We start from the raw sequence: 20,515 nt of genomic DNA, 5'->3' as shown, positions 1-20,515 counted from the left end.
CATCGAGGCGAAATGACGCAAAGACCCTACACCCATAGCACCGGCTGGCGAATCGGGAAGTTGCGGATGATCTCGGGGTCGGTGGGGTCGGGGTCGAGTCTGCGCCAGAGGGCGAGGTAGTCGTCGTTGTGGCAGGCCACGCCGCAGAAGAGCAGCCCTGGTGAGCGGACGGGCCAGCTATCCCAGTGCTGCACATCGTGCGGGTAGGGCCACTTGCTCTTGTCGGCGAGGTAGGGCTCGAGGAACTCGGCGGCGCGGCACATGCCGCGGCCGTCGGGCAGGGAGAAGCGGACCAACTCCTGCTGACCGAGCGACCAGCACAGGGCAGCGGCCACGTCGAAGTTGAAGATGGAATAGCCGTAGGGTTTGGTGCGGGCGAGTTCGCGGGGGAAGCCGCCGTTGGGGGCCATCTGCATGGGGAGCTGGACGTGGATGAAGCGCTCGCGGACTTCCGCGCGCGTCGCGTCGTCGTCCGCGAGCCGAGCGAACTCGGCCACCTGCAGGCCCCAGCATATGCCGTGATTGTTGGTTGCGTCGCGCTCCTTGATGCCCTTCTCGCTGGTCTTCATCCAGGTGAGGTAGTCGCGGAACCAGCCTTGCAGGGCGACCCATTCGGCGGCTGAGAGGAACGCGCGCACGAAGGTGGCGGCGCGGACGACCTCGACGAGATGCAGCGTGTCGATGATGCCGTAGCTGCGGCCTGTTACGCCGCCGTTTCGCACCCCCTGCGAGTACTCAAGATTGGGCGTCATGCGTGTAGCCGGAGTAACGAACCACGCCAGCAGATGCGCGGCGGCGGCACGGGCGTAGTCCTTGCGCTTGGTAAGTACGTAACCGGCTGTGAGCGCGGGCATCGCCAGGCTCAGACGGATCATGGCGCGGCGATGGTCTTGAAAGTTGTCCGGATTGCTCTTGCCGTCGATCTCTTTGTAGGGGCCGGAGGGATTGGCGGGGTTGGGCCAGAAGTAGTCGGCCTCGGAGAAGAAGTCGTGCGGGCCGCCGGGGCTCCGGGGCGAAGAGAACGACGTGATCGTCTGCGGCTCCTCAGGCAGCCAGTGATCGGCGAGGCGCAGAACGCGGTCGTGATCGACGGAGGCCACCATGGTGAAGGGGCTTTGGAGCTTCGGAGAGGCTAAGGCTCTCTGGGTGGTGAGGGCTGCCGCTGCGGAGAGGGTGCAGAAGCGTCTGCGACTGAGATTCATGATCATAGGGTCGACAATCATCATGCTCCTCACCCTTTAGAACCGCAGTTCAACGTTCCAGTTCAAGCCAGGCAAGGATAGCGTGCTGCCAAATTAGAGCATATTCAAGCGCTTGTGTGTGCTACTGCCCATGAACATGTACGACATCTTCGAAAGGTACGGCCAGCTACGAACCGCGCTGTGCGAGGCAGCGAATATATGGCGAAATCGAGAGTTCCGAGCAGGTTGAAGGGCTCTACCTGTGCTGCTCCAAACATGAGTGTATTGCCATCACATTTTATGCAACCTTAGGGCTATAGTTGCGTCTAAAGAGAGGTGAGCCCCGGTTCGCATCCTTAGATTTGTCAGCAGAATGAGCAAGATACAAGTTCCTGCTTAGCTCGTTCGACTGCGACGCACAACCAGCAGCACTACGGCGAGCAGAGGCAGGTCGAGGAACCAGAGGGTGTGGTTAAGGAAGCGGGGAGAGAGGATGGCTCCGACGCTGGCCCCGGTGAGGAAGCTGACGACGATCAGCGAGAGTTGACGAAACTGGCGGAGGCCGGCTTCACGATGGGCGGGGTTGAAGGAGTCATAGAGTCCCTCGATGGCCATACGCAGATTGCCGGTCAGGAAGGTCGAGTTGTAGGAGTAGATATCGGCAGTGCGGAAGCTCGCCACCTGGTACGCGGCAACCACCGCGATCACGGGCACGAAGACACTATCGGGAAACGAACCTGGCAGCCAGGAGGCGGCGAAGAGTACGGCGATCTCGCAGAACAGGCCGACAGTGATGGCGTGACGTTTGAAGGTATCGGCAAGGACTCTGGAAGCGAAGACGCCGAAGACGAAGGAGATGAGCACGATCAGATGACGAACGGCTTGCATCCATTCGTGATGCAGAACGGCGATGCCGAGGAAGATGCCGTTGCCGGTCATGGCAGCGGCAAAGACATGGCCGTGATTGAGGTAGACGAAGGCATCGAGGCCTCCGCCGGCACCGGCCAGAAGCATCGCCGCAGGCAGCGAACCGGCGGCGCGGATTTCGGAGGCAGATTCGGTTTCAGGCTGCGAGGAATGGGCGTTCGGCTCAGACATGCGTCGAGAGTAGGATACGGCCCAAGGATGGTGTGGGTATTACAGAGGCTTTTGTTGAGCTACGAGTGGTTGAGTTGAGGAGATGACAGATGGCTATCAAGTGGGACAAATTTACGGTGAAGTCGCAGGAAGCGATCCAGGGTGCGCAGGGTTACGCCGCGGAGAACGGCAACCCTGAGGTGTTGCCGTTGCACCTGATGGCAGCCCTGCTGGAAGACAAAGAAGGCGTTGTACTGCCGGTGCTGGAGAAGGTAGGCGTGCCGGTGCAACAGTTGCTGGCGCAGGTGAATGCCGCCATTGCCAAGCTGCCGAAGGTTCAGGGGGCGTCGCAGCCGGGGCTGGGCAATGCACTGCAGAAGGTGCTGGACGGCGCGTTCAAGGAAGCGGAGAACTTCAAGGACGACTACGTTTCTACAGAACATCTATTGCTCGCACTAAGCGCGAGCAAAGGTGAGACGGTGCAGACCGCGCTGGCGGCGTTGGGCGCGGACCATGCGGGGATTTTGAAGGCCCTGCAGGCGGTGCGCGGGTCACAGCGTGTGACCGACCAAAATCCCGAGGGCAAGTTCCAGGCTCTGGCGAAGTATGCCAAGGACCTGACGGAGCAGGCGCGGCGCGGCAAGCTGGACCCCGTGATTGGACGCGATGAAGAGATTCGCCGTGTGATCCAGGTGCTCGCGCGGCGCACGAAGAACAATCCGGTGCTGATCGGCGAGCCAGGCGTTGGAAAGACAGCCATCGTCGAAGGGTTGGCACGGCGCATCTTTCAGGGTGACGTGCCGGAGATTCTGCGCGACAAGCGCGTGATCTCGCTCGACCTGGGTTCGATGCTCGCAGGCGCGAAGTTTCGCGGCGAGTTTGAAGACCGGTTGAAGGCGGTGCTGAAGGAGATCGACGAGGCGAACGGACAGATCATTCTGTTCATCGACGAGCTGCATACTCTCGTCGGCGCGGGTGCGGCCGAGGGGGCCATCGACGCGAGCAACATGCTGAAGCCGGCACTGGCTCGCGGTGAGCTGCGGGCGATCGGTGCGACGACGCTGAGCGAGTATCGCAAGTACATCGAGAAGGATGCGGCGCTGGAGCGGCGCTTCCAGATTGTGTTCGTCGGCGAGCCGAACGTCGAGGATACGATTGCGATTCTGCGCGGGCTGCGCGAGCGCTATGAGACTCACCACAAGGTTCGGATCAAGGACTCGGCCATTGTGGCGGCGGCGGAGTTGTCGCATCGTTATATCTCCGACAGGTTCCTGCCGGATAAGGCCATCGATCTCGTCGATGAAGCGGCGGCGGCGCTGGCGATCCAGATCGGCAGTGTTCCCGTGGAGATCGACGACCTGGAGCGGCGGGCTACTTCGCTGGAGATCGAACGCGCGGCGTTGAAGCGCGAAGACGATGTGAACTCCAAAGAACGTCTGCACGAGGTGGAGCGCGAGCTGGCCGAGGTGCAGGAGACGGCCTCGGGTCTGCGCGCGCGGTGGCAGAAGGAGCGCGGAGCGATCGGGCAGGTTGCGGAGGTCAAGCAAAAACTCGAAGCGCTACGCTTCGAAGCCGAAGACGCTACGCGCAAGGGCAATCTGCAGCGCGCGGCGGAGCTGCAGTATGGCGAGATTCCAAACCTGGAACGCGAGCTGAATGCGCTGACAGCGACGCAGGATGCCGGTGTTGCCGATGCCAAGTCGGGCGACAGTGCTTCGCGGTTGCTGAAGGAAGAGGTCGATGAGGAGGACGTTGCAAAGATCGTCTCCAAGTGGACGGGCATTCCGGTGTCGAAGATGCTCGAAGGCGAGGTGCAGAAGCTGACGCAGATGGAGCAGCGGCTGCGCGAACGTGTTGTCGGGCAGGACGAGGCGTTGGTGGTGGTCGCGAATGCGATTCGCCGCTCGCGCGCGGGACTTAGCGATCCGAAGCGGCCGATCGGCAGCTTCATCTTCCTGGGGCCGACGGGCGTGGGCAAGACCGAGACAGCGCGTGCGCTGGCGGAGTTCCTGTTCGACGACGAGCAGGCGATGGTGCGTATCGACATGAGTGAGTACATGGAGAAGCACGCTGTGGCGCGGCTGATCGGCGCGCCTCCGGGATATGTCGGCTTCGATGAAGGCGGCCAGTTGACTGAGGCGATCCGGCGCAGGCCGTATGCTGTCGTTCTGTTCGACGAGATCGAGAAGGCGCATCCGGATGTGTTCAATGTGCTGCTGCAGGTGCTCGACGATGGACGGTTGACGGACTCCAAGGGCCGCACGGTGGACTTCAAGAACACGGTGCTGATTATGACCTCGAACATCGGCGCGGCGCAGCTTTCGACCGCATGGGCCGATGGCGAGGAAGGCTTCGAAGAGGCGAAGACGCGTGCGATGGAGGAGCTGCGCAAGCACTTCCGTCCGGAGTTCCTGAACCGCGTGGACGACACGGTGGTCTTCCATCCGCTGGGCGAGAGCCAGTTGACGCACATCGTCGACCTGCGGCTTGCGGACCTGCAGAAGCTGCTTGCAGACCGTCGCATTACGCTCGAGCTTACCGATGCGGCTCGTGCTGCGATCTTCAAAGCCGGTTACGACCGCGCCTATGGAGCGAGGCCGCTGAAGCGGGCGATTCAGCGCCTGGTACAGGACCCGCTGGCGATGCGGATCCTCGATGGGCGTGTGCTGCATGGCGACCGTGTGAAGGTCAACGCTGACAAGAAGGGCGTGCTGGAGTTCGTGGTGGAGAACCGCGAGGCGTAAAGGCCGGGTAGTTCGCTGCAAACCGAAAGGCATGGCTGAGGCCATGCCTTTTCGGTTCTTGCCCCACTTTCCCGGGTGAGGCTGACAAAGAACGGGAGGAAGCGGGTTCGCTCGCTGCGCTCGGAATGACAACCAGAAAAGCAACAGCAAATACAAGGGCAAAAGCAAAAACCCGTTTTATCCCGTGAAGACGCTAGCGAATCACGCCTAGCTAATTGCCCGCGCCAGAGCGATGATGCCTCGACGAATCTCTCGTTCGTCGAACGCAGCGAAGCCCAGATGCATGCCGTGTACAGGCGTGCTACCGAGGACAAATCGGTCGAGCGCCATCGCTTCGATGCCCTGCGCGATCGCCGCGTCCTCGGCCTGACGTGAGCTCATTCCATTGAGGAGGAATGCAGAGGTCGCGAGGCCCGCCTGGATAGGCTTGATCTCAATGATTCCTTCGAGATACTTTTTCGCGTTTTCTTGTAGCGCCAGCAGTCTCCCTCCATACAAATCGCACATCCGGCGGATATGTCGTCCGAGGTGTCCTTCGACAATAAAGTCGCAGAGAATGGCCTGATCCAGGCCGGAAGGATGCAGGTCGCCGATATAGCGAAATCCCAGAAATCGATCGATGAGCGAAGCCGGGAGAACAAGGTATCCCAGACGCAAAGAGGGAAACATTACTTTGTTGAAGCTGCCGAGGAGGATGACGTTGCCCGTTTGATCCAGACCCTGAAGCGCCGGCACGGGTAATCCCTCAAAGCGGAATTCGCTATCGTAGTCATCTTCAATCAAGAACGCGCCAACTTCGCGTGCCCAATCAAGAAGTGCGAGTCTGCGTTGCAGAGACATGGTCATGCCCAGGGGGAACTGGTGAGCCGGCGTCAGGTATGCGGCCCTGGGGCGCTCGCAGAGATCTTTTCCTTTTGAGATCGAGAGGCCCTCTTCATCGAGCGGCACGGGAATAATCTTCGCGCCCGCGTTGCGAAAGGCTGCCTTCGCGCCGAAGTATCCAGGATCTTCTACCCAGACTGCGTCGCCAGGCTTCACCAGGAATCGTGCAAGGAGGTCCACCCCTTGCTGAGCACCGGTCACAATGATTACCTGGTCCGGGGAACACCTGACTCCGCGCTTTGAACCCAGATATCCCGCAATAGCCTCGCGCAATGGGCCATATCCTCGCGCGTCGGATCCAGTCAGAAGAGAAGCGGAGGCGCGACGCAGCCTGTGTCCTGCTACTCGTGCCCAGATATCAACGGGGAATTCCGAAATGGCGGGGACGAAAGAACGAAACGGACGCGGCGGGAAAGAGAGTACCCATTCAGGGAGCGGTCCCGTGAGTTTCTTAGCTGGGGCTTCCGTTGTCTTCGGCCCCAGAAGGTGCTGAGGCAACTGCTCGTTGACCCAGGTGCCTGCTCCAATCTGGCCGACCAGAAAGCCCTCGGTTTGCAGTTGCTGGAACGCTGTCACCACCGTTCCTCGAGATATGGCGTATTGCTGTGCAAAGTCTCGTGTCGCAGGAAGGCGGGTTCCGGGTGGAAGGCGGCGGTCGAGTATGGCTCGACGCAGCTCTTCATAGAGCCAACGCGTGAGCTTAACCTGCTGGGGACGTTTCCGAAGTGTCAGTTCGAAAGAGCTAACGATTTTAGACATAGACCCTGAACTCTCTTGAAGCTTTTCAAATGGTCCAAAGAATCATCGCAATATGGCTCTAGGCATCGTACCAGCGCGCGCTTACGATTCTTTTGAACGCTTCGCCGAAGCATACGCATCCAGAGAAGCCAGGTTCCTCGTCCTGGAGTTCGCCTAAAAAGGAAAGGATTCGACGACATCACTATGACAGATAAGCGAGTCTTACAAATCGGCAGGATCGTTCTGCGTCTGTGCCTTAGTTCCGCGTTTCTCGTTGCGATCGCGGATCGTTTCGGCGTTTACGGCGGACATGGAACGAAGGGTGTCACCTGGGGAGATTGGACACACTTCCTGCAATTCGTTGCGTATCTTATCAAGATTGCACCGAAGGCCTTCATTCCGACGATTGGCATCCTGGAAACAATCATCGAATTTGCGCTTGCCGTGGCGCTCCTAGTGGGCGTCTATCCACGTATTGTTGCGTGGTCCAGCGCCGCACTTCTCGCGTTGTTTGCGGTTACGATGAGCATTGCTCTCGGCATCCCGACAACGCTGGGATATGGAGTGTTCACGGCTGTAGGTGCTGCCCTATTGCTGGGAGCGGTCGCGAGACCTCGTTTTATCTGGGACCCCCTCTCTTCTGAGAACGCTTCCGAGGCTTAAGTTGCGATCCATAGCTCTTCCATCCCGTTGCACCATAAATGGAACCGACGTCTGAGATCGCTCCGGAAAGACTCAAGATTTGAAGATCAAGCGCAATCCGCTACGAGTCATTCTCTTTACGGTCAGTATCGTCATCGCCGCGATCCTTTTTGGGGTACCGGCATTTCTGGCAGTTGCCTTGTATGGAAGGAGGCCTCTTCCTCCGCTGGGGCATCTATCGAGGACACCAGCAAATCTCTCCCGGCTGCCGCGGACAGAGGTCTGCTGGGTCGAAACCGGCCATGCGTTCGGCTCGGGATCTTTCGCAATGACCGCTTCCGGGCTGCTTATCCGCCATCCGAAGGGAGACGTGCTCATCGATGGAGGCAATTCCAGCCGTTTCGAGGAGGAAGCTTCGCAGTTCCCGATGTGGCAGCGATTGGTCATGATTGCGATACCCGGACGGCTGAAGCCGCGCGGGTCTCTACCAGAAGCATTGCGCGCTTTGGGAGAAAGGCTCCGGAAGATTCAACTATTGATTCCCTCGCATGCTCACCTCGATCATGTGGGAGGGTATGAGGACCTGCCAAGGATCCCCGTATTGCTGAGCCCGCTCGAATTGAACTACTTGTACGACCGTAAGGCCTTGCAGACCGGCGCCGTGATTCCTCAACAGGCCAAGATGCTCGAGGACGGCCGTGCAAGAGAGCTGAGATTTTCTGACACGCCCTATGAGATCTTTCAGCAAAGCTTCGATCTCTACGAGGACGGTTCTATCGTTTTAGTTCCGCTTCCGGGACATACGCCTGGCAGCGTGGGCGTTTTTATCAATCTCGATGCCGATCATCGCATTTTCTATGTCGGCGACGCTGCTCTTCAAGTCCGGGAGATCACTGAAAGGCTTCGAAAACCTTTTTTCCTCCAAGATGTCGAGCCGGGGAAGGCAGCGGAGGCGGTCCAACAACTGAATGAGCTGCATAGAATGCTTCCAACACTTGTGATGATTCCAGCCCACGGGCGTTCCGGGTTTTTCAGCGCCTTTCCAGGAGGACCTGGAACCTGCCAATCGGCCAGGGGCGGCTTGGAGTGATGTTGGTTCGTGGTGGAGAACCTCGAGGCATAAGTGCTGGTATAACCCAAAAGCCTTGACGCAGAGGGCGCAGAGGAAGAACGCAAAGGACGCGACGGAACCCTCTGCGCTCCTTTGCGTTTCTGCGTTAGGCTCTTGCAGTCGCATGGTCTTCGCACCCGTCTAACCATACGGTAAGCTTGATTCGACGCGGAATGCGTGTTTGGAGCGGCAAAGGCGCATGGCGCGTAGGGCAATCATCATCGGGGCAGGGCCGGCAGGGCTGACAGCGGCCTTGGAACTTCTGCGCAAGACAGACGTGCAGCCGATCATCCTGGAAGCCAGTGGAGAGATCGGCGGCATCTCGCGCACTATCCGCTATAAGGGCAACCGTATGGACATCGGCGGACATCGCTTCTTTTCCAAGAGCGACCGCGTGATGCAGTGGTGGATGGACCTGATGCCGCCGGACCTCGCGGGCGCCTCGCCTACCGGCGTGGATATCAGCTATCAGGGTAAGGAACGCAAGGTTGCGGTACCTGCGCATCTGCACGAAGAGCCTCCTCTGCGCGGCATGGGACCGCTGCATCACGAGACAGAAGACGGCGACGCCGCTGATGAAGAAGAAGAGGATGTTACTGAAGAAGAGGTAGTGGCGACCGTGGTTGCACCGCAGCCTGAGTCCGACGACCTGGTGATGCTGGTACGGCCGCGCAAGAGCCGCATCTACTATCTGCGTAAGTTCTTCGACTATCCGATCAAACTCACCGGTAACACGATTGCGAACCTCGGCCCAGTGCGCATGGTGAAGATTGGCTATAGCTACGTGATGAGTCGCGTGAGCCCTATCAAAGAAGAGAAGAGCCTCGAAGACTTTCTGATTAATCGCTTCGGCAAAGAGCTGTACCTCACGTTCTTCAAGAGCTATACGGAGAAGGTGTGGGGAACGCCGTGCGACAAGATCTCCGCCGAATGGGGAGCGCAGCGCATCAAGGGACTTTCCCTGACGACGGCGCTGAAGCACTTTGTGAAGAAGGCTTTTTCCGGTAAGCCGAAGAGCGCTGAAGGAGATGGCACCTCCAGCAAGGATATTGCGCAGAAGGGTACGGATACTTCGCTGATCGAGCGCTTTCTGTATCCGAAGTTTGGGCCGGGGCAGTTATGGGAGCATGTTGCGGAGAAGGTCGTTGCCATGGGCGGCGAGATTCACATGCACTGGAAGGTCGATGCGATTCTCGTGGAAGGCGCGCGTGTGGTTGCGATCGAAGCTGTGGACCAGGCCGGCGAACGGAAGCGCATCGAGGGTGATTACTTTATCTCGACGATGCCGATGCGCGAGCTGGTACAGGCGCTGCACGTCGATGTGCCCGCCAATGTACGCGAGGTGAGCGACGGCCTGCAGTATCGCGACTTCATTACGGTGGGCGTGCTCGCAAACAAGCTGGATGTGCGTGAGCCGGATGGTGGTTTGATTAAGGACACGTGGATCTACATCCAGGAGCCCGATGTGCTGCTGGGGCGGCTGCAGATCTTCAACAACTGGTCGCCGTATATGGTCTCCGACCCGACAAAGGTGTGGATCGGGCTGGAATACTTTTGTTACGACACCGATGCGCTATGGGCGATGCCCGATGAAGAATTGAAGACCTTTGCGGCGAAGGAGCTGGAGACAATCGGCATCCTGCGGACCAGCGAAGTGACGGACTCGCATGTGGTGCGTGTGCCGAAGACCTATCCGGCGTACTTCGGGACCTATGATCGCTTCAGCGAACTGCGCGAGTTTACCGACAGCTTCGAGAACCTGTTTCTAGTGGGCCGCAACGGCATGCACAAGTACAACAACCAGGACCACTCGATGCTGACGGCGATGGCCGTGGTGGACGGCATCGCCGCAGGGCATGTGGACAAGGCTGCTGTGTGGGGGATCAATACCGAGCAGGAGTATCACGAGGAGAAGAAGTAGCGGCTTCCGCAAGCTCAGCAACGGTGCAATGCAATGTGGGGTGTTGCATCTCCGGCGCGATTTCAGAGAGCGGTGCGAGGACGAAGCGGCGCTCGTGCATTGCTGGGTGGGGCAGCGTGAGTTCGGGTGTTTGCAGAACGACGTCGCCAAACAGCAACAGGTCGAGATCGATGATGCGTGGGCCTTTGAGCGGTGCGGTGGAGCGGTCGCGGCCCATAGAGTGTTCGATCCCGAGAAGTGCGTGCAGCAACTCGAGGGGTGGGAGCTCGGTTTCGAGCAGGGCGGCGGCGTTCAGGAAACGCGGCTGATCTTCATAGCCTACCGGGTCGGTGTCGTGAAAGCTGGAGACGGCAGTGACCTGGCCCAGCGTTTGGAGTTGGCGCAGGGCTTCGTGCAGGTTGGCTGCGCGGTCACCGAAGTGTGAGGGTAGGTTGGAGCCGAGGGCGATGGCGGCGATCATGCGTGGGAGGGCTGTAGTGTAGCTGCCGCAATGGGTCGAGTCGTTGGTTCGGCTGCTGCTGCAGGTTCCTCGTAACGATGCGCCAGCTCCCAGGCCGAGCGGTCGCGCAGCAGGCGCTGCACCAGCGCGGTGTGCATCGCGTGGCCGGCGCGTTCGGCGACGACGCGTCCCCAGATGCGGCGGCCGGCAAGAGCGAGGTCGCCGATGAGGTCGAGGACTTTGTGGCGCACGAACTCATCGCCAAAGCGCAGCGGGCCGTTCTGCACCTCGCCGCCTCCGATGATGATGGCGCACTCGTCGGAGGCTCCGCGTATCAGTCCCATGTCGCGCAGCATCGGCTCATCTTCGCGGAAGCCGAACGTGCGCGCGGGTGCGATGAGGCTGCTGTAGTCGCCGGCTTCGAGGTCGCCGATAAAGGTCTCGTGGCCGATGGGCTCGGGAAAGTCGATAGTGTAGTGGATCGAATAGCCTTCGCCGGGGTAGACGCCGATGAACTTGCTGCCTTCGCGAACTTCGATCTCTTTGAGGATGCGGAGGTATTCGCGCTTGCGGCGCTGGCGCTTGAACCCCGCACCGAGCATGGCGGTAACGTAGGGCCGGGCCGAACCGTCCAGAATGGGCACTTCGAGGTTGTCGACTTCAACGATGACGTTGTCGACACCGAGACCGATCAACGCGGAGAGCAGGTGCTCGGTGGTAGAGATGAGCACGCCCTGGCGCATCAGCGAGGTCGCGTAACTGACCTTGGCGACGTTGCGGCCGGTGGCGGGAATCTCAAAGTTGTCGAGGTCGGTGCGGCGGAAGACGATGCCGGAGCCGGCAGGTGCGGGAACGAGCCGCATGGTGACCTCCGCGCCGGAGTGTAAACCGATGCCGCTGAAGTCCAGCGGGCTGTGGATCGTCTGTTCGAATTTGGCGTCGTTGGGCAGGTGCGCTTTTCCCTGAATGTTGCAGTAAAGACACAGGCTACAACGGGGGGACGGGATTGGAGTGTGGTTATTTGGACACAGTTGAGGAGTTTGGTACAGGGATGATCGCGACACCGCGAACCTTAGCCTTCACGCTGAGGTAGCACCAATGCGGGGGTCCTTCGGCTACGCCTCGGGATGACGACGAAAAACAGATATCAATGACTGCAAGGACATAGAGGAACGCGGTAGCGTAGAAGCTATGACGATGGTGAATATTCAGAAGGTGGTGGGGGCTGAGGAGCAGCGGCTGCTACAGCGGCTACGGGAGTTGGTGGAGATTGAGTCTCCCAGTGAGGATAAGGCTGCCGTAGATCGTGCGGGGGCGCTTGTCGCGGGCTGGGTTGAGGCGATGGGCGGCAAGGTCAAGCGGCATCGGCAGAAGAAGTTTGGCGATGTGCTGGAGCTGCGCTTTGGGCCGACGAAGAGCAAGCGTGGGCGGGTGTTGCTGCTTGGGCATACGGACACGGTCTGGCCGATGGGAACGCTGGCGAAGATGCCGTGGCGGGAGGCTGAAGGCAAAATCTTTGGGCCGGGTGTGGTGGATATGAAGGCCGGGGTAGTGATGGCCCTGGAGGCGCTTACGGCATTGAACGCGCTCGGAGTGGGGAGGCCTGTGACTCTGCTGCTGAATAGTGATGAGGAGGTGGGCAGCACAGTATCGCGGCCGATCACCGAGAAGATCGCGCAGGAGTGTTCGGCGGTGTTTGTGCTGGAACCCGCGCAGGGTCTGGCTTACAAGACGGCACGCAAAGGCATTGGGAACTACTGTTTGAAGGTGCAGGGTGTGGCAGCGCACAGCGGCGTCGACTTCGAGTGTGGGCACTCGGCCGTGCTGGAGATGGCTCGGCTGGTGCAGACGGTGGCGGGATTTACGGACCTGAACAAGGGCCTGACGGTGAATGCAGGGGTGATCGCAGGGGGGACGCGATCGAACGTGATTGCGGCGGAGTGCATGGCCGAGGTGGATGTGAGAATCGCGAAGGCGAGCGACGCAGCGCGTGTGGAGAGGCTCTTCCGATCGTTGAAGGTTACGGACAAAGGATGCAAGCTGACGGTAACGGGCGGCATCAACCGGCCTCCAATGGAGCGCAAGCCGGGGACGGTGGCGCTGTTTCGTCTGGCCAGGAAGCTGGCGGACGAGATGGGGTTTGTGCTGGACGAGGCCTCGACCGGAGGCGGGTCGGATGGGAACTTTACCGCTGCCCTCGGGGTGCCGACGCTCGACGGGATGGGGGCGGTGGGAGCAGGCGCCCATGCCGCGCATGAACATGTGGTGAAGGCACACTTGGTGGAGCGGACGACGTTGCTGGCGGGGATGATCGCAGGGGCCGAATAAAAAGCGGCGCTTTACGAGTAACCGTTTTCTTGGGATGATGGATCGTCTTAAAAATCTACGCTGTGTGTGCTGCGTAAGCGAGACACAGTCGTCAAGGATCCCTAATGCCTGTGTTCACTCGCCGTGAGCTGCTTCGTTCTGGAATTGCCCTGTCTGCTACTTCCCTTGTGGCCAACTCTGCTGTCGCCCGTGCCGAGACTCTGTTTGCCGCAGCTGAGACTTCTGCAGGATCGCTGGCTGCTTTGGCGCCGCGGGAGCGACTGTTGTTGGACTTTGGGTGGAAGTTTTTTCAGGGCAATGGCAATGATCCTTCCCATGACCTGGGCTTTGGAGCTGACCAGGGGGACTTTGCCAAGTCGGGCGACTTTGGCTTTGCGAAGGAGAAGTTCGACGACTCCAAATGGAAGTCGCTGAATCTGCCACACGACTGGGCGGTCGAACTGCCCTTTGTCGACGACGAGGCGCTCCAGGGCCACGGCTACAAGCCGTTGGGACGCAGGTATCCCGAGACCAGCGTCGGCTGGTACCGGCGCTCGTTCGAGATTCCTAAAGAAGATTCGGGGCGCAGGATCTCCCTGGAGTTCGATGGCGCCTTTCGCAGTGCGCTGGTCTTCCTCAACGGATTCTTTATCGGCCGCAACGACAACGGGTATGCGCCGTTCAGCTTCGACCTCTCGGACTTTCTGATCTATGGCGGCAAGAACTACCTCGTCGTGCGTATGGATGCGAGCTTTGGCGATGGCTGGTTCTATGAGGGCGCGGGGATCTATCGGCACCTGTGGCTTACGAAGACCGAGGCGCTGCATCTGGGCCGGTGGGAGAGCTTTGTCCGTAGCGAAGTGCACGGCGATAACGCCACGCTGAACCTGGGAACCGTCGTACAGAACCAGGGCAAGCAGGCGACGGCATGTCGCGTTCAGTGGAAGATCCTAGATGCGGCGAAGAAGACCGTGGCCACGGGAGAGGCGGCGGCACAGACGATTGCAGCAGATGCTTCCGCGAACTTTACGGCGAGCGTGAAACTCGCCAAGCCCACGCTGTGGTCGCTGGAGACACCAACGCTCTATACGGCGGTGGTTACGGTTGTATCTGACGGAAAGACCACCGATGCAGAGCAGGTCAGCTTCGGCGTCCGCACGATACGTTTCGATGCCGACAAGGGATTTTTTCTCAACGGCAAGTCCGTCAAGATCAAGGGAACGTGCAACCACCAGGACCACGCAGGTGTAGGCGCAGCGCTGCCGGATCGTCTGCAGTGGTATCGGTTGGCGGTGCTGAAGGAGATGGGATCGAACGCGGTTCGCACCTCACACAATATGCCGACGCCGGAGTGGGTAGAGGCCTGCGACCACATGGGCATGATGATGATGTGCGAGACGCGCATGATGAGCTCCAATGACGAGGGCCTGGCGCAGCTTGAGGCGATGGTGAAGCGCTATCGCAACTCACCCTCGATCATCCTGTGGTCGATGGGCAACGAAGAGTGGCATCTGCAAGGCGACTTAGCGGATCAGGGAGAGCGCATTGTGGGGGCGATGGTGAGGCGCAGCCATGAGCTGGATCCAACCCGGCTATGTACTGCTGCGGACAATGGAGGATATGAGAAAGGTGTCGTGAATGCGCTGGATGTGGTGGGGTTCAACTACAACCTGGGCCTGCTGACCAAACCGAACCAGCCGTCCGCGCCGGATACGTATCGCAAGACACATCCTCATGCGTTGACTATCGGCTCGGAGACTGCGAGTGCGGTGTCGACGCGCGGCATCTACTCGACGGACAAGCTGCGCAACTGGGTTAGCGCTTACGATGTGAACCATCCCGCGTGGGCGGAGCTGGCCGAGGAGTGGTGGAAGTACTATGCGGAGCGTGAGTGGCTGGCCGGCGGCTTCGCGTGGACCGGCTTCGACTATCGTGGTGAGCCAACGCCGTACGGCTGGCCCTCGATCAACTCGCAGTTCGGCATCGTCGATATGTGCGGATTTCCGAAGGACAGCTTCTTCTACTACAAGGCCTGGTGGGGCAGCGAGCCGGTGCTGCATCTGTTTCCGCACTGGAACTGGGAGGAGCGTCTGGGCGAGCCCGTCTCAGTGTGGGTGCATTCGAATGCGGATGAGGTAGAGCTGTTTCTCAATGGACAAAGTCAGGGCAGCCAGAAGGTAGTGCCACTGACGCATCTGGAGTGGAAGGTGAAGTATGAACCCGGTGTGATCGAGGCCCGAGGCAGTAAGAACGGCAAGGTCATTCTGGTGGAGAAACGGCAGACTACCGGAAAGCCGGAGTCGATCAAGCTCACAGCCGATCGCCTGGAGATCGATGCGGATGGAGCCGACATTGCGGTCCTGCGCGTCGAGGTGCTCGATAAAGAAGGTCGCGCTGTGCCGACTGCGGACAATAAGATCGTCTTCAAGATCACAGGCGATGGCGCTCTGTTGGGTGTCGGCAACGGCGACCCGAACTGCCAGGAGTCAGACAAAGAGCCGAAGCGGAGCCTCTTCAATGGACTGGCGCAGGTGATTGTGCAGGCGAGCAAGACTCCGGGGCAGATCGTTGTCGAGGCCTATGCCGAAGAGTGGCCCGGGCCGAAGCTGCCTAGCGTCAAGCTGGCGATTGCAACGAAGAAGGTTGAGCTGCGGCCGGAGATCTAGAACCGGTGTATTAAGTTTTTCTGTCTACTAGTGCTTCCCGGAGCCGTTGGTTCTTCAGAAGCAATTCGGAGATGAGCTGTTGCAGGCATGCAATCTTCGCCTGAAGCAAGCTCATCTCCTCTTTCGACACTTCCTCTTCCGAACTCGCTTGAATCATCCTGTGAATTCCAGTCACGGGCTACTCGCAGAAGACTCGGACTTTCGCTGTTCCCACGTCCCGGGAGTCGACATCAACGGTCAGGTCTTCGAGATGGTCGATCAGCTCCTCGAGATTCTCGGGCTTGATCTGGGAGAGGGTGAGCGGGACGCCGTGGCGGTTCAGCGCTTCGTCGAGCTGGCTGTGCGCCTGCGCGGGGATGAGGCTGGCCAAACGCACTCCGGCGCGGAGCAGCTGCATGGGCACGCGAACGTTCACCGAGGTGGGACCTTTCCTGCCGGTCATCTGCTCGTCGGCCTCGACCAGGACGCGGAGATATTTGGCACGGGTTTTGACGGTGCCGGCGGCGGCTCCGTTGGAGCCGGGGATCGAGCTCATGTGCTCTCCCACAGTGGTGGCCGGGCCGGACTCGAGGGCGGCGATGAGCCGTTCGGCTTCATCAGCGGTGATTTTGCCGGTGGAGAGCATCTCCAGAATTTGGCGGCGATTTTCGTTCATGGTGTTCCTCCGTGGAAAGCGGTTAGGCGTTGAGGGTCGTGCTATCCACCCTGGCCGCCAAAAACAAGAACGCGGCTAGGGTGGGGCGCCCGAGGAGCTTGGAGCTAAAGAACGCGGACCAGGACGTGGTTGCCGTCTGCATGCACGCGCACATCAGTGCCAGGCAGGCCAGAGAGGATGCCCCAGCAAAGGGAGATCAAGCGCCAGACGGTGGTGCGGGTGACGATCGCGACAGCGGCCAGCGTCAGGAAAATGAGGGGTGACAGCAGGACGACCGGAATCCAGAGTAGGAAGAGAGGGATCCATAGGCGCGGCATGTGCCGGGTTGGGGTTGCAATGCCGAGGACGGCGAAGTTGGGAGTCACTTGAGGGCCTCCAGTGCGCGGATAGCTTCGTCGGCGGTGATTTCGCCGGCCTTGAGCCGTTCCAGCACTTCCGCGCGGGATGGAGACGGGTTGGTTTCAATGAATTGCAGCTGGCCGGAGATGCGGTTGAGGCGGGCCTTGATGGTGGGGTAGCTGACGCCGAAGGTCTGCTCCATCTCCTTGATCGAGCCATGAGAGCGAAGGAAGGCGACGACGAAGACCTGGTCTTCCAGACTGAGGCGGGCAAGCTCGGGGAGGGTGAATTGGCCTTCGACAGCGATTCCTTTCTCCGGGATAGAGACGCGCTCGATGAGGAGCGGGCTACCCTGGGCGATGCGGAGCAGGTCTTGCCAGTCGGAAGCAGGTTTGGGGGTGGAATCCATAGTTTGCCGATCTCATTTCTCGAGCACAAAATCGACAATAATCAAATTAGTTAATTTAAACAAGATGTTTTTGTAATTTATTTAACTTTATACCCTCGAAAAGCAACAAACTCTCGAGACTTCGGGAGGCTGCGGCTGAGTCGATTCAAGGCGGCGTACCGGAAGCAGTGGGAGAAGGCCTCTCGTCGCAGACTAGCGAGTTCACCCCCTGACGCTCTTCGTATCCTTATGGGACTCTCCAGGCCTTTGCTCTTGACCTTGTCGACTCGTGCTATGTAGATTGCTACTCATAAAGTAGCAATCTACATAGCGCGAGTCATTGACGCAGCAGAGACACAATTGACCAGAGTTGAGCCGCAGATCATGGAACGGGTATTAAGAATCGGAGAACAGAGATGAATCGCCTGTATCAAGCGCACTGCTGTTTGTTCGACTGTCTTCTCACGTTTCAAAGTGATGAGCTATTGGCTCGATACGGAGATGAAGTACGTGAGGTGTTTCGAGAGGAACTCAGGGATGCCTGGAGTGAAGGCCCAAGCGCTATTGCGAGAGTTTGGTCTGGCTTTCTAGCCGAGACAATCGCCCTTGCTAACCCACGCTCACACTATGCAGCCCGACTCCGCCTCCTGTTCGCCGCTAGTGTGCTGGCTAGTGGCTTAACCGTTGGTGCTGCTTTCGGTTTCTACTCCATTGGGCCTTCTCCTGTTGTCCATGCGTTTTCGCAGGAGGGATCTACCCTACAAAGCTCTCCGCCAGCTCCAACATCGGGTGATCTGGTTCAACTTCCGAATGGACATAAGATGTTTCTCGAATGTTCAGGGGATCCGAATGCCGGACCTATCGTGATTCTGGCAAGTGGAAGAGGGCTTGGCACGGCCGACTCATGGGCGCTGGTACAACAGAAATTACCTTCCTCGATTCGAGTATGCAGTTACGATGCGATCGGGGCTGGCCGTAGCGATCACGTCCAAGAGTCCCCGCAGTCCCGTTCCATCGATCAGGTTGTCTCGGAGATGCACAGCCTTTTCCAGGCTGCGGGTCTGAAGCAGCCGTATGTGCTGGTGGGAGCTTCAGCTGGTGGCATTTTGGTACGGCGTTATCAGCAGCAGTATCCGCATGAGGTCGGTGGACTCGTTTTCGTTGACTCCTCGCACGAGGAGATGGAGTGGCGCGATGCGGCCATCTCACCACAGATGGACCCGAACTGGAATAATCCCGCATTTCTGCGGGACAACGGCTTTCTTCCGGACCATCAGAGGCTTACCTGGCGTGCGGATATACCTCTGATCGATCTGGAACGTTCAGAAAAGATTCCACTCTCGGCATTTCCCAGCATGACTCAGCGGCAGGTGGACGCCATCAACTATGAATGGCATAGCTTCCAGGTTGACCTCGCAAGGCGGTCCAGGTACGGGGAGTACAGATTGGTAGCAGGCTCAGGTCATATGATGCATCGGCAGAAGCCGGAAGCGATCGCTGACGCTATACGAGATGTAGTCACACAAGTTGGATCAGAACCATTGATCGCAGAAGCTACTGATCGTGATCAGTGCGTGCGGATATAACTAGAGCGGTTTCACAATAAGTGTGCCCCGGAAAAGGCGATGCACATGGTTTTTCTGGGGGAAAACCACGCAAACCTCGTCAGCTTCTGCAAATACTTGTTGTGAAACCGCTCTAGCGGATTTTCCCCCGCCGAAGGCATAGAACTGCCTCTTTTTTATTCTCACATTGCTTTCCTGTGATTTCTTCTCTATAAACGAAGATATTGAGAGACGTCTCCTGTCTCGTCGAGTTCGAACGGATGATTCTCCTTTAGGAGCCAGGTGGCCGTGGCAGAAGAGACCTCTCAGACGTTAGCTCCGGTTACTCTCCCGCTGCTTGGGAGCCTGCTGCTGACGGGTGCGGTCGCCTACCTGTTCTGCACATTGCCCGCACGACCTTCGCTTACGTGGCTAAGCCTGCTGGGTTCTGCGTTCGTGTATGTGCTGCTGGCGGCGGCTGTCCATGCTTTGGCCGTCTGGGCCATTTGCAGGGTGTTTCGCGAGCACATAGAGATTCCGTTCCGCCCTCTTATTCTGGGCTTTTGGATGTCACCCGCGTGGCTGCCACTGCTGGTCCTGCTGATCAAAGAGCATTCGATCTGCGCGGCGTTCGTGCCGCCCCTGATCTCGGTCTTTGCCGTTTTGTTTCTTATGCGATGGAGGTCTAGCGTAGAGAAACAAGCCTCGGCTCCGCTTCAAACTGCGGATACACTGAGCCTCTTCCATCTGCAGGAGCCGCCGTCTCTTTTGCGCAGCGTCCTTCCGGCTGCGCTTACCTCCATCGCCCTGGAGGCGGGTGCAGCAGCGTTGCTGCTCGGCTATCCGTTGTGGGCTGGAGGGCTCTTCGCTCTCTGCGCTGTGCTGCTCTTATGGGCCCTTCCGATAAGGTCTCGCTCCGAGGATGCCGCTCGCAGGACTCAGGTATCGAAACGCTCTCTCGTGATCGGCTCCCTGCTGGTGTTTTTATTGACGGGAGTTGTGCTTATTCCCTTCCTGCGGCCAGGCCCCTTTACCGAAGGATTGCAGAGATTGAAAGGATTGCTGCGGATACCTCAGGTCGATGCTCCAGGCTCTCACCCCAAAACCAATGCGAAAAGCCAGACCTACGGAGGCTACTCCGGGTTCATTCTCATCCTGCCTCCAAAGCCCCGCGAAAAGACTGTCCCTCCAGCTCCGGTCAACCAAAACTCTTTCAGCAGCGTTCGAACCGCGCCTACGATCATTCCCTTCGATGGAGCGTACTGGTACTTCAAGGCACCGGATCACCGCCCGAGAGACAATGCGCGCGTCGTTCATGGCGAGCCTACCAAGGTGAATATCCACTCCACCGATCTTCAAGAGTTGAAGATGGAGGCTCACCAATATCTGGGAAATCCGATAGAGATGTCCTGCTGCAGAGTTCTTCGCCTGGCGATCCAGAATGCGGATGACCGAGCGGGTGAGATTTCCATAGAGGTTCTGCTGACGCGCACCACTGGGAAGGAATCTTTCACGCAGTCTCTGGGAACGCTGGTTGTTCCTTCGAGCGAAGGCAAGCACATCACTCTGGGTCGTCCCCCGGTCGATGAAACGCTCAACTTCCCCATTCCGCCCAGCGCCCGCGGAAGACAGTTCGACGAGATCACCGTGGCCATTAAACCATCCTGGGAGAGGATGCTGGCGGGAGCGCATATCGCGGTGCAGCATTTCGAGCTTGTTCCGTAAGCAGTCGCATTAGCACCGGTACAGGCAAGCTGCAGGTCTTGACGCAAAGCGCGCCACAAACATTTGCATCGCGCTCTGCAACATGCAGGTCTTGACGCTACGCATGACATGAAGCCGTCATACTTGCACCCCGCACTTCGGTCGAGATGAAAGATT

At 59.0% G+C, this 20,515-nt stretch carries 16 protein-coding genes; 8 read left to right on the top strand and 8 right to left on the bottom strand.

The window, feature by feature from the left end; all coding sequences use genetic code 11:
* Positions 1–26: 26 nt before the first annotated feature.
* Complete coding sequence (locus GSQ91_RS07780; RefSeq protein WP_158820821.1) at positions 27–1,223, bottom strand: alginate lyase family protein; 1,197 nt, start codon at positions 1,221–1,223, stop codon at positions 27–29.
* A 354-nt stretch (positions 1,224–1,577) separates the two neighbouring features.
* A complete protein-coding gene (locus GSQ91_RS07775) occupies positions 1,578–2,279 on the bottom strand; it encodes a YoaK family protein (protein ID WP_158820820.1) in 702 nt (233 codons plus the stop codon).
* 89 nt (positions 2,280–2,368) lie between these two features.
* On the opposite strand from GSQ91_RS07775, the gene clpB reads away from it, so the two are divergent.
* Positions 2,369–5,002: an ATP-dependent chaperone ClpB gene (clpB, locus tag GSQ91_RS07770; RefSeq protein ID WP_158820818.1), complete on the top strand. Its 2,634-nt coding sequence runs from the start codon at positions 2,369–2,371 to the stop codon at positions 5,000–5,002.
* Between the two features lie 207 nt (positions 5,003–5,209).
* Here clpB and GSQ91_RS07765 read toward each other — a convergent pair whose 3' ends face one another.
* Positions 5,210–6,643: a PLP-dependent aminotransferase family protein gene (locus GSQ91_RS07765; RefSeq protein WP_158820816.1), complete on the bottom strand. Its 1,434-nt coding sequence runs from the start codon at positions 6,641–6,643 to the stop codon at positions 5,210–5,212.
* 183 nt (positions 6,644–6,826) lie between these two features.
* Here GSQ91_RS07765 and GSQ91_RS07760 point away from each other — a divergent pair, with 183 nt between their 5' ends.
* The 3 genes from GSQ91_RS07760 to GSQ91_RS07750 all read left to right on the top strand — a co-directional run bounded on the left by GSQ91_RS07760 (position 6,827) and on the right by GSQ91_RS07750 (position 10,296).
* Positions 6,827–7,285, top strand: coding sequence for a DoxX family protein (locus GSQ91_RS07760; protein WP_158820814.1), 459 nt, complete (start codon positions 6,827–6,829; stop codon positions 7,283–7,285).
* A 307-nt stretch (positions 7,286–7,592) separates the two neighbouring features.
* The gene (locus GSQ91_RS07755) at positions 7,593–8,354 is read left to right on the top strand and encodes an MBL fold metallo-hydrolase (protein ID WP_256370370.1); all 762 of its coding nucleotides are present in this window, start codon (positions 7,593–7,595) and stop codon (positions 8,352–8,354) included.
* A 220-nt stretch (positions 8,355–8,574) separates the two neighbouring features.
* Complete coding sequence (locus tag GSQ91_RS07750; RefSeq protein WP_158820810.1) at positions 8,575–10,296, top strand: NAD(P)/FAD-dependent oxidoreductase; 1,722 nt, start codon at positions 8,575–8,577, stop codon at positions 10,294–10,296.
* On the opposite strand, the gene folK is transcribed toward GSQ91_RS07750, so the two are convergent.
* The gene (folK, locus tag GSQ91_RS07745; protein WP_158820808.1) at positions 10,259–10,756 is read right to left on the bottom strand and encodes a 2-amino-4-hydroxy-6-hydroxymethyldihydropteridine diphosphokinase; all 498 of its coding nucleotides are present in this window, start codon (positions 10,754–10,756) and stop codon (positions 10,259–10,261) included. The genes GSQ91_RS07750 and folK overlap by 38 nt on opposite strands.
* Positions 10,753–11,685: a UDP-3-O-acyl-N-acetylglucosamine deacetylase gene (lpxC, locus tag GSQ91_RS07740; protein ID WP_158821327.1), complete on the bottom strand. Its 933-nt coding sequence runs from the start codon at positions 11,683–11,685 to the stop codon at positions 10,753–10,755. The genes folK and lpxC overlap by 4 nt, the downstream gene beginning before the upstream one ends.
* A gap of 241 nt (positions 11,686–11,926) precedes the next feature.
* Between lpxC and GSQ91_RS07735 the strand changes: the two genes are divergently transcribed.
* Together GSQ91_RS07735 and galA are read left to right on the top strand one after the other, a co-directional pair.
* On the top strand, positions 11,927–13,063 hold the full coding sequence (locus GSQ91_RS07735; protein ID WP_254064414.1) for a M20 family metallopeptidase: 1,137 nt from the start codon (positions 11,927–11,929) through the stop codon (positions 13,061–13,063).
* Positions 13,064–13,167: 104 nt separating this feature from the next.
* Positions 13,168–15,708: a beta-galactosidase GalA gene (galA, locus tag GSQ91_RS07730; RefSeq protein ID WP_158820806.1), complete on the top strand. Its 2,541-nt coding sequence runs from the start codon at positions 13,168–13,170 to the stop codon at positions 15,706–15,708.
* A gap of 178 nt (positions 15,709–15,886) precedes the next feature.
* Here the strand turns inward: galA and GSQ91_RS07725 are convergent, their stop codons facing one another.
* The 3 genes from GSQ91_RS07725 to GSQ91_RS07715 all read right to left on the bottom strand — a co-directional run bounded on the left by GSQ91_RS07725 (position 15,887) and on the right by GSQ91_RS07715 (position 17,111).
* Positions 15,887–16,363: a hypothetical protein gene (locus tag GSQ91_RS07725; protein WP_158820804.1), complete on the bottom strand. Its 477-nt coding sequence runs from the start codon at positions 16,361–16,363 to the stop codon at positions 15,887–15,889.
* Between the two features lie 104 nt (positions 16,364–16,467).
* On the bottom strand, positions 16,468–16,728 hold the full coding sequence (locus GSQ91_RS07720) for a hypothetical protein (RefSeq protein WP_158820802.1): 261 nt from the start codon (positions 16,726–16,728) through the stop codon (positions 16,468–16,470).
* Complete coding sequence (locus GSQ91_RS07715; RefSeq protein WP_158820800.1) at positions 16,725–17,111, bottom strand: DUF2089 domain-containing protein; 387 nt, start codon at positions 17,109–17,111, stop codon at positions 16,725–16,727. The genes GSQ91_RS07720 and GSQ91_RS07715 overlap by 4 nt, the downstream gene beginning before the upstream one ends.
* An 800-nt stretch (positions 17,112–17,911) precedes the next feature.
* Between GSQ91_RS07715 and GSQ91_RS07710 the strand changes: the two genes are divergently transcribed.
* Together GSQ91_RS07710 and GSQ91_RS07705 are read left to right on the top strand one after the other, a co-directional pair.
* A complete protein-coding gene (locus GSQ91_RS07710) occupies positions 17,912–18,676 on the top strand; it encodes an alpha/beta fold hydrolase (RefSeq protein ID WP_158820798.1) in 765 nt (254 codons plus the stop codon).
* Positions 18,677–18,943: 267 nt separating this feature from the next.
* Positions 18,944–20,359: a hypothetical protein gene (locus GSQ91_RS07705; protein ID WP_158820796.1), complete on the top strand. Its 1,416-nt coding sequence runs from the start codon at positions 18,944–18,946 to the stop codon at positions 20,357–20,359.
* Positions 20,360–20,515: the final 156 nt, after the last annotated feature.

The sequence above is a fragment of the Granulicella sp. S156 genome (assembly GCF_009766105.1).
In the GTDB taxonomy this organism is placed as follows: Bacteria; Acidobacteriota; Terriglobia; order Terriglobales; family Acidobacteriaceae; genus Granulicella.
The sequence above is the reverse complement of the archived record's forward strand: the minus strand, read 5'-3'. Positions and strand labels throughout refer to the sequence as shown.